The organism is Nocardia albiluteola (assembly GCF_018860155.1).
Classification (GTDB): domain Bacteria; phylum Actinomycetota; class Actinomycetes; order Mycobacteriales; family Mycobacteriaceae; genus Nocardia; species Nocardia albiluteola.
Window position 1 is genome coordinate 35928 of record NZ_JAHKNI010000028.1, and the last position, 8943, is coordinate 44870.

The 8943-nt window shown below is 67.6% G+C and carries 10 protein-coding genes; 4 read left to right on the forward strand and 6 right to left on the reverse strand.

Features of this window, described 5'->3' with window-relative positions:
* The 5 genes from KO481_RS41585 to KO481_RS44615 all read right to left on the reverse strand — a co-directional run bounded on the left by KO481_RS41585 (position 1) and on the right by KO481_RS44615 (position 3178).
* Positions 1–327 carry a PE family protein gene (locus tag KO481_RS41585; RefSeq protein WP_215924076.1) on the reverse strand — a complete coding sequence of 109 codons (327 nt, stop codon included), beginning with the start codon at positions 325–327 and terminating at the stop codon, positions 1–3.
* Between the two features lie 31 nt (positions 328–358).
* Positions 359–1909 (reverse strand): hypothetical protein, encoded by a 1551-nt coding sequence (locus tag KO481_RS41590; RefSeq protein ID WP_215924077.1) that lies wholly within the window; start codon positions 1907–1909, stop codon positions 359–361.
* Positions 1910–1913: 4 nt separating this feature from the next.
* A complete protein-coding gene (locus KO481_RS41595) occupies positions 1914–2219 on the reverse strand; it encodes a type VII secretion target (protein ID WP_215924078.1) in 306 nt (101 codons plus the stop codon).
* 118 nt (positions 2220–2337) lie between these two features.
* Positions 2338–2640 (reverse strand): YbaB/EbfC family nucleoid-associated protein, encoded by a 303-nt coding sequence (locus KO481_RS41600; protein WP_215924079.1) that lies wholly within the window; start codon positions 2638–2640, stop codon positions 2338–2340.
* 73 nt (positions 2641–2713) lie between these two features.
* Complete coding sequence (locus KO481_RS44615; RefSeq protein ID WP_308166990.1) at positions 2714–3178, reverse strand: hypothetical protein; 465 nt, start codon at positions 3176–3178, stop codon at positions 2714–2716.
* 273 nt (positions 3179–3451) lie between these two features.
* Between KO481_RS44615 and KO481_RS41610 the strand changes: the two genes are divergently transcribed.
* The 4 genes from KO481_RS41610 to KO481_RS41625 are packed head-to-tail and all read left to right on the forward strand — an operon-like array spanning position 3452 to position 7285.
* Positions 3452–3847: a hypothetical protein gene (locus tag KO481_RS41610; RefSeq protein WP_215924080.1), complete on the forward strand. Its 396-nt coding sequence runs from the start codon at positions 3452–3454 to the stop codon at positions 3845–3847.
* Positions 3848–3881: 34 nt separating this feature from the next.
* A complete protein-coding gene (locus KO481_RS41615) occupies positions 3882–5381 on the forward strand; it encodes a hypothetical protein (protein ID WP_215924081.1) in 1500 nt (499 codons plus the stop codon).
* On the forward strand, positions 5378–6214 hold the full coding sequence (locus KO481_RS41620; protein WP_215924082.1) for an ESX secretion-associated protein EspG: 837 nt from the start codon (positions 5378–5380) through the stop codon (positions 6212–6214). The genes KO481_RS41615 and KO481_RS41620 overlap by 4 nt, the downstream gene beginning before the upstream one ends.
* 30 nt (positions 6215–6244) lie before the next feature.
* Positions 6245–7285, forward strand: coding sequence for a serine hydrolase domain-containing protein (locus tag KO481_RS41625; protein ID WP_215924083.1), 1041 nt, complete (start codon positions 6245–6247; stop codon positions 7283–7285).
* Positions 7286–7307: 22 nt separating this feature from the next.
* Here the strand turns inward: KO481_RS41625 and KO481_RS41630 are convergent, their stop codons facing one another.
* Positions 7308–8912, reverse strand: a complete 1605-nt coding sequence (locus KO481_RS41630) for a hypothetical protein (protein ID WP_215924084.1) — start codon at positions 8910–8912, stop codon at positions 7308–7310.
* Positions 8913–8943: the final 31 nt, after the last annotated feature.

The window sequence follows — 8943 nt, forward strand, 5'->3', positions numbered from 1 at the left end:
CTATACCTGCCGCGCCGATTCGATCCCGGCGGCGTTGTCGCTCTCCGCCTGACCGAAGTGGTTGACCTGCGCACGCAGCGAGGCGGCCAGCTTCTGCAGTTCGTCGACACCGCCGTCGGCGCTGGTGTTGAAGGAGCCCGCGACATCGTTCATGGTGCCCGCCGCGCGCAGCGACACCTCGTCGGCGCCGGCCGGCGGGACGGTGAGCGCGGCCTTGCTGGCGGTCAGGTCGTCGCGCAGGCGCTGGGCCAGCGCGTCCAGGCGACCGGCTGCCTCGGTGGCGGCCTGGGGGTCGAAATAGACTCCGTCGGACTTGTTCTCGGTCATGACGTCCTCACAATCGGTTCGACAATCACCATCACAACGTCAATTCTTTGTCCGGTGGCGCCTCGACGGTCTGCGGACTGGCGAGCGCGCCGACCACCGGCATCGTCACACCCTCCATCGGACCGACGACCGCGTCGCCGTTGTTACTCGTCACCAGGTTGTGGCCCGCCGCGTCGCCGATGGCCGAGGCCGTCGTGCTCTTCGTCGCGCCCATCGCCGCCGCACCGCCGCCCATCGGCATCATGGGTGAGGACCCACCGACCGACGAGGCCTCCACCGGCTCGGCGGCGACGCCCGTGCCCGCGGTCGATGCCGGAGTCGCGGTACCCGCGGGCGCTGTGCCCGCCCACGGGCTGAGCGGGGTGGCCGGCACCGCGGCCACGGCACCGCCGCCACCACCGAGACCGAAACCTCCACCGCCCAGCGAACTTCCGCCGGACTCACTCTTGTAATCGCCGAGTGCCGCGGAATCGTTAATGGGTTTGGCCGCGGCGCTCGGGTTGAGCGACTGCCCGACGCTGGCCAGCTGCTGCGCCGACTGCATGCCGGTGCTGAGCAGACTGCTTGCGGGAGAGAGCAATTGCATGAGCTGCTGCAGCGAGCTGCCCGACGACGAGGAGCCCGAGGACGACGCCGCGTCCGCCAGCGAGGAGACCGACTTGACCCCGGTGGGCGCGGCGGTGACCTTCACCTTCTTGCCGGCCGCGGTCATGTTCACCGAGTGGACCGCCATCTGCGCGCGCGTATTCGCCGTCACCCCAAGGCCTTCGGCGATCGCCTCCGCCGTCGCCTCGAGCAGGAATGCCTGCCCGCCGGGGACGACGAGAAACGGCGCCGTGATCGCGGCGGTGGTCAGGTACTTGCCCATGACCGCGGCCATCTGCGCGCCGCCGAGGGCCACCGATCCGGCGCCCGCGCCGAGAATCGCCTTCTGGCTGCCACTCTGGGTGGCCAGCTCGGTACCCGACGAGGCCGCCTTCGCACCGGTCGCGGCCGCCTGCTGTGAACCCTGGCCCTGCCACAGCTGCATCAGCAGCGGCAGGGCGGTGCTGCCCAGCTGCAGGACGGTCTGCAGGCCGGTGCTGATGGCCTGCAGGACCTGGGTCGGATCGGGCGTGTTCGGATGCGAAGCCTGGCCGGAGCCAGGCGCATTCGACCCCGCGGGCGCGCCCGGCTTGCTGGGCTGCGGCGAATTGTTCGTCGCCGCGGGCGCATTCGGGGTCGCGGGCTTGCTCTGTGGGTTCGCCGGGGAGTTACTCGCCGCCGGGGCGTGCGAGACGGCCGGGGCGTTGCTGGTCGCCGGTGGAATGCTCGGGGCCACACCGACCGCCGGATGCGTGGCGCCCCCGCCGAAGTGTCCGGTGCCGAAGGCCGAGGCCATGTCCGTCAGCGGGCGGACGATGGCCGTCAGGTCGATCTGCGGCAGCGGCGGCAGCCCCGGCAGCGGCGGCATCGGGGGAAGCTGCGGCAGCTGCGGCAATCCCATGCCGTGCAGGATGTGGCTCACCGGCTGATCCATCATGGGCGCCAGCGAACTACCCCGCAGCAGACTGGAGATGCTCGGGTCGATGGGGGCGTTCATCGGCTCAGACCGAACCGATGTGACCGGCCGACGAATCGTCGGTGTTCTGATAGTGATTCGCGGCGTCGTACGCGGTCAGCGCGGTGCCCGCATGCACCTCGGCCAGTTCGTTCACCGAGGAGATGTGGTTGGCCTGCGCATAGGCGAAGGAGGCCAGGAAATCCTGGCCGATCAGGCCGAAGACCGGGACCGCGGCGCCTACCGTGGCAGCCTGGTCGACGTTCCCAACCGTGGCGATCGTGGTCGCCATGGTTGCCGAAGCGTCCCCGTATCCTCGAATGGCATCTGGTGTCGCGGCAAGACGGTCCATCGAATTCCCCGCTCTGGTAAGGCAAACGTGTTGTAACAATGGTAGACAGACTGACCGACATCTCGCCAAGGTTCGCCTGCCCCCAATACATGGGTTCGGCGACTTCGCCCTGCAAGATTCACCAGCTGGCAACCTCGTCGTTGAAAGTATTAACCAGATCGGCCCGCTCGGCGAATGCGTTACGCGCCGCGGCATAGGCCGTGGTCACGAGGGTCTGCTCGAACTGCTCGGGCGTCATGCGCGAAATCCCGTCGGACAGTTCGAGATCCAGCAACGCGCCGTTGCCGTCGACCTCGACGGTCATCGAGCCGTCCTCGGACGTCTCCCGGCCGCGGATCGCGGCCATGTCGTCGCCGAGATCGCGCATGCGGTAGAGCCGCTTACGCACGCTGGCCTCCAGCTCATCCATCGACTCGTACATACTGCTCCCTCATACCGTTCCCCCCTGAACTCTTCGTCAACCCTGTCGCCGTCCAGGTACCGGCCGGCCCGTGTCAGATGGACCGCAGCCAGCTCTCGGGCTCGGTCTCGTACTCGTCTTCCTCGCGCAGCTCGGCCTGCGCGACCTCCTCGGTGGTGGGAAGACGCATCAGCCGCAGCATTTCCGGTGCGACCCCGGCCTCCTCGAACTCGGTGCGCCGGGCGAGGGCGGCCCGGTTGGCGGCCTGTTTGCACAGCCGCACCACCTCGCTCGCCAATGCCCGTGGGTCGCGCTTCAATTCGGCCGGATCGACCGAGATACCCAGCGGCAGGCCCTGTTCTGTGGTACGCACCGTGATGGAACCGGTCCGCGAGCTCGCGGTCCACTCGGTGAGCACGGGCTGCTGCTGCTCGACGCCCGGATCGCCCGAATCATCGGGACCCTCATCCGATCTCCCGGATTCGCCGACGATCGCATCGCTGACCACCGCATCGCTGACGACCCGGTCGATGTCGAACCCGGCACTCTCGGTACTCATCCGGTACCCCCATACTCACTCGCCCGGCCATATCCAGCGAACATGGTTCAGGGTACGTCCAAGACCGTCAAGCTCGCTCGTCAACTACAGCGCGCCCGGTGGCACCGGCGCGGGTCATCGGACCCTTGGCCCCCAAAACCAGTGGCACGTTACTGCGTGGCCTTGGCCGCCGGCATATGCCAGGATTGGACCAGACACGGTAGCCGATGAGGAGAGACGCTGTGGCCGGCGAGGATCTCCGAACCGTCGCAGGAGGGCCGAACGATGGCAGACATGAGCGATTTCACCAACCTCACCAAGGCCGCCCAGGGTAACTACATCCGGCTGGACCCACAGGCCGCGCAGGACTGCGCCAGCCTGTGCCACGATCTGATCAAAGAACTCACCAACACGATCAACGACATCCCGAATCTCGACAACGTCCAAGGCTTCGGCCTCGGCGTCCAGAACGCGATCGATCTCGCCAATGCCTACAACGCCCTCACAACCGAAGCGAAGGGTGGCGACTCCTCGCTGGAGCATGCGCTGAAGAAGCACCGCGACGTCGTAACGGACATGTTGGATACCTTCGCCGCCGCCGGCCGCGCGTACAAGACGAACGAACACGACTCCGCCGCAGAGCTTTCCAAGTACGACAAGATGATGGACGGATACAAGTCGCAGTCATGAGATTCCAGCCGTCCTTGCCGCATGGAGGTGACCGATGAGCGGCTCAGATCCCAATGTGAAGGTGAACGACTTCACACCCAAGAGCGAGACCGCCGGCCCGAGTCAAGTGCTCGGCACCACCAGCCAGATCGGAACCTTGGTCGACACGATCAACTGGACCACGTTTGGCGGGACGCTGGATACCCTTGTGCCGTACCGCAATTCGATTCGCACCGACCAGATCCGGGCCATGGCGGGGACCTGGAGCAAACACGGCGACAAGTTGAATGCGCTCTCCGCCCAATTCTATAACGAAGTCAATGCGAAGATTATCGATTCCTGGGATTCGACCGGCGGTGGCGTCGCAGCACAGGCCGTCAAGAACTACGCCAACCAACTGGTCCAAATCGCCGCCGTCGTCAGCGGGATCGCGAACAGCCTGAACTTCGCGGCAGATTTCCTAGACGTCGTGCGAACCAACATTCCCGACGGCCAGGGCATGTTGATCGACGGCACGTCGACGATTGTGACGGAAATTACCGACAACATAGACTGGCGCCGCATGGACACCTCCGGCGGCGACTACGCCGGGAACTACGACTACTATTACAACGCGTACAGCAACCAGGTTCATCAGCTGATGAAGCAGGCGTTCACGAAGCGGGCCAACGACGTCATGAACGAGGTCTTCGTTGCAGGCGGGAAATCCGTGGCCGCGGCCATGCCGATGTTCCCGCTCCCGCAGTCGGTGACGCAGGGGCTCCCGGACCCCACCGGCAAGACCACCAATCCGGGCCCCGGTCCCGGCGCCGGCCCGGGAGCAGGTCCCGGGCTGGGCCCCGGAGGCACGCCCAGCCTCACCCCCATGTCGGGTACCGGCCAACTGCAGTCCGACCTGGCCAAGCAGGAGGCCGCCCAGCAGGCGCAATTGCAGGCGCAGGAAAAGGCGCAGCAAGACGCGTACGCCAAAGAGCAAGCGGCACAGCAACAGCAGCAGCAACAGCAGGCCGCGCAACAGCAGCAACAGCAGCAGCAACAGCAGCAGGAGCAGCAGGCCTCGCAGGCCGCGCAGCAGGGTCTGCAGGCTGCGCAACAGGCGGCGCAGCAGGGTCTACAAGCGGCGCAGCAGGCCGCGCAGCAGCTGACTCAACCCGCCTCCGCCGATCTCGCGAAGGATCTCGCCAACGGCATGGGACTGGCCGGCATGGCCGGCTCGGCACTGTCCGGACTCAAGGGCGGATTCGGCGGCGGTGGCGTCGGCGGTGCGCTCAACAACGTCAAGGGCTCCCTGCTCGCCGCGGAAGAGCAGGCCTCCAAGCTGTTTCCCCGCGCCGCGATGGTCGCCAAGGCCGAGGAGGCCGCCGCGGAGGAGGCCCGCGCGGGATTGGCATCGTCGGGCGGCATGGGTTCGATGGGCGGCATGGGCGCCGCCGGACGCGGTCAGCAGGAGAAGGAGAAAGAGAAGAAGCGCGCCGAATTCCTGGATTCGGAGGAGTGGCTCGAGCAGGTCATGGGTGAAGCCCCGCTGACGTCGAAGCCGGTCGTCGAGGGATGACCGTTTACCGGGGGCGGCTGACTTCGCTCGAGCTCGTGGTGCTGTGGGAGATGCTGTCGGATGACAGCCTGCCGTTCCCGCTGATGCACTGGCCGGAGCAGCAATACGAGCAGGACTACATCCGCGCGAAAAGGGAAACGGCGGACCGGCTCGTGGGGAAACCGCCATTCCATGCGCCGCGGGGGTGGGAGTCCGTCGATCTGATGCGCCTGTGGAAGGCGGCGGTCAACCCGGACATTCTCATCCGGGCGGCGGGTGAGGCACCCGGCGACGAGACGGACATGTCCGCGGTGACGCGCGTTGTCGGATTGCGGCGCGAGGGCTTTGCGGTGGTCCTGGTCCAGCATCCGGGCGAGACCATCGACCGCGGCGGTAACGTCGACGTCTACCAGACCGACGTCGTCGGGTTGGCGAAGGCCGTGATCGAACGGCTGCCGAGGGTCGAGCGCGGCAAGCACGCCGAAATCCCGCTGCCCCCGCGGGAGCCCGAACCGATGGAATACAGCTACGGCGCCTCGCCGGTGCTCAATTCGAGCGCCGACCCGACCCGTCAGCGGGCCGACCGCTGGTTCAGGGCGAAGGCGACCCAGGTCGGCGAGCTGAGGATCGAGCCGGGCAGTGGGGTGCACTGGATCCAGGAACGCAACGGTTTTCTGGTGCACTGGCGTGACGTCGCCGACGACGGCCGCTACCTGATCGAGCCCAAGCCGAGTCCGGTCGCGGTTGCGGTGGACGACAACGCATTCGAGATATTCGTCAACCAGCGAATCGCCGCACTGGTCCGGCGGATCCGGGAGGACAGGCCCATCGACCGCGGCTTCCGAGTCTCCTAGCGCTGACGAAGTCATGTGATGTTCGACGAGATGACGCGGGACAGTCTCGACTTCTTACTCGAGACCGAGCTCTACGACAGACACCTGCCCGGCCTCGGCGCGGTGGTCGAGGTGGGCGATCAGCGATGGGAACTCGCGCTCGGCGTCTCGGACGTGACCACCGGCGAGCCGTTCCGGATCGGCGACCACTATCGCATCGGAAGTGTGACGAAATCGTTCACCGCGACCGCTGTCCTGCAGCAGATCGACAGTGGCCGACTCGGTTTCGACGACACGCTCGAACGCTTCGTCCCGGGAATCCCGAACGGCGAGCGCATCACGATCAAGCACCTGCTGAGCATGACGTCCGGCGTCCCGGACTTCGCCGATGTGACGGACTGGCTGCCGACGATCGAGGGCCTGTCGTTCGACAGCCCCGACGCGGATTGGCCGCAGGAGCGCAAGATCGACGTGATGCGAAGCAGGCCCGCGGCTTTCGAACCGGGCGCCAAGGCACACTACTGCGACAGCAACTACATTCTGCTCGGACTCGTGCTCGAGCAGGTGACCGGCAAGCCCGCGGCCGACGTGATAAACGGCGAGGTCGTCGCGGCGCTGCCCGGCCTCACGAGCACCGAATTCCCCTCGGCCGCGAAGCTTCCCGACCCGCATCCAAAGATCTACGCTCTCCTGCCCGACAACCACACGCTGCGCGAGCTCGGCGACATGAACCCCAATATCCTGTGGACGGCCGCCGCCATGACCTCGACGGTCGAGGACCTCCTGATCTGGGTGCGCGAGCTCGCCGACAGCACACTGCTGTCGGCGGACCTGCAGCGTGAGCGATTGACGCCGCGACACCTGGACGGCCGGCGGGCCATTCATCGGTACGGGCTCGGGGTGCAGCGCATCGGCGCGCTGGTCGGCCACAGCGGCATGACGCCCGGTTCCGCGGTCGCGGCGTACCGCTATCCCGCCGAGGACACCTCGGTCGCGGTCGTGACGAACGCGGGGGCGAACGACAACATCATCAGCATGGAGATCGCCCTCGCGCTCGTACGGGCGCTCTACCCAAGGTTTCTCGACGGCTGAACCGGCCCCCGCCCCGGCCGACTCAGAGCGTGAAGTCGGCCGCGGCGCCGGTCTGCCGCCGGTTGAAGCGTTCCTCGAACCCCTCGATGTAGATGGATGGCGCCGTCGACGAGGACGACTGCTCGATCACGCCGTCGTCGGCGATGTAGAAGATGGCGCGACCGATCGCGATCTCCCCCTCGGGGACCGGAACGAAGACCATCCAGCCCACATTCAGGCGCTCGGCGACCAACTCGTCCAACGGATATCGCGACGTGTCGATCCCCAGGCCCTGAATGTGCTCGCGGACAAGGATGATCGCGCGATCCTGCGCTAGTGCGACCGGCACCGCGGTGACGAGGCCCGCGAGCGACAGCTGATAGAGGGCGCCGTCGACATCGTCGGACGGGTCGTCGAACAGCGCGGCGAGCGTATTGCGGGTCACCACACCGGCTTCCGCGGCCGCCACCAGGTTCGCCGCCGCCGTGCGCTGCTCCTCGGTGGGATCCGCGCTGACGACGCCGCACACCACATCGGCGACGGTCTGCGCCGACCACACCCCGGGCACGGCCGCGCTGATCCGGTCCGACGTCGGAGACTCGCCGCGGTACCAGCTGCCGCGGTCCCACCAGTAGCAGAACGAGAGCATGCCGCGCGCGGCGCGCGGGTTGAGCACCTGGTTCGCCACCCACTCCGGGGCGCCGGCATACACGTCCGGCATCGGCTCGCCGTCGTTGTAGGCCGCGTCCAGTTCGGGGGCATCCCACACGCCGCCGGAGAGCACCGCGCGCCCGCCGGGCAGCACGTACAGCGTGGAGCCGCTGCGCGCGGAACCCTCGAAGACGCCCAGCGCGGGCAGGATTCGCGGACCCCACTCCGAACCGATGGCCACGAAGGCCGCCGCGATCGTCGCCCAGCGCGCCCACAACACCGGCAGCACCGGGAAGTCGTCGGACGAGGCCACGGCGGTGATGCCCGCCTCCTGGTCGTTGCGCGTCTGCGCGGCGGCCTGCTGCGGCGTGCGCCACTGGCGGTTGTCGTGGCCGATGTAGGCCGCGAGCCAGACCGGCACCCGATCGCGCGGGAAGGCCTGCAGATCGGCCAGATACGCGTCCGGGATCAGCAGCTGATCGTCGGGGAAGGGCTCGTCGCCGTAGTCGTAATCGACCTCGACCTGACCGGTGACGTCGAGCTGCACCACCATCCGCCACCACGGGCCGTCGCCCAGCTGCGCGGACAGCTCGCGCTGCATGCCGACGAGTTCGAGGATCTCGGTGGAGGGTTCGAGCCGCGCGACGCGGTCGGCGTCGTCGTAGTAGAGGGTGTAGCTCACCCCGCCGGCGACCGTGAGCGCGAAGATCGCCTCGAGCCGACGCCACCCCTCCGGGCCCGCGACGGCCAGCTCCCGCGCGATGCTGTGGGCCAGCTGGGTCGCCTGCTCCTCGACCGAGGACGCGGCCGGTTCCTGCGGCGCCTCGGAGTCAGCGTCGACTAGCGACTTCTCCGCTGCGGGCTCGGCGGATTCGCCGGCGGCGGGGGCCTGCGCGGCGGGCGGCGGCGCAGACTGCGCACCACCGAGGCCACTCAGGCTGAAGTTGACGTCCGGAGCCTCGCCGCCCTCGGCGGGATCCTGCTGCGGATCGGTCATATGGTCACGTCCTCCTTGTTGCCGCAACGGT

Bases quoted from the DNA above. Each gene is read 5' to 3' on its own strand.
- KO481_RS41585 (WP_215924076.1), bottom strand. From the start codon at position 327: ATGACCGAGAACAAGTCCGACGGAGTCTATTTCGACCCCCAGGCCGCC.
- KO481_RS41590 (WP_215924077.1), bottom strand. From the start codon at position 1,909: ATGAACGCCCCCATCGACCCGAGCATCTCCAGTCTGCTGCGGGGTAGT.
- KO481_RS41595 (WP_215924078.1), bottom strand. From the start codon at position 2,219: ATGGACCGTCTTGCCGCGACACCAGATGCCATTCGAGGATACGGGGAC.
- KO481_RS41600 (WP_215924079.1), bottom strand. From the start codon at position 2,640: ATGTACGAGTCGATGGATGAGCTGGAGGCCAGCGTGCGTAAGCGGCTC.
- KO481_RS44615 (WP_308166990.1), bottom strand. From the start codon at position 3,178: ATGAGTACCGAGAGTGCCGGGTTCGACATCGACCGGGTCGTCAGCGAT.
- KO481_RS41610 (WP_215924080.1), top strand. From the start codon at position 3,452: ATGAGCGATTTCACCAACCTCACCAAGGCCGCCCAGGGTAACTACATC.
- KO481_RS41615 (WP_215924081.1), top strand. From the start codon at position 3,882: ATGAGCGGCTCAGATCCCAATGTGAAGGTGAACGACTTCACACCCAAG.
- KO481_RS41620 (WP_215924082.1), top strand. From the start codon at position 5,378: ATGACCGTTTACCGGGGGCGGCTGACTTCGCTCGAGCTCGTGGTGCTG.
- KO481_RS41625 (WP_215924083.1), top strand. From the start codon at position 6,245: ATGACGCGGGACAGTCTCGACTTCTTACTCGAGACCGAGCTCTACGAC.
- KO481_RS41630 (WP_215924084.1), bottom strand. From the start codon at position 8,912: ATGACCGATCCGCAGCAGGATCCCGCCGAGGGCGGCGAGGCTCCGGAC.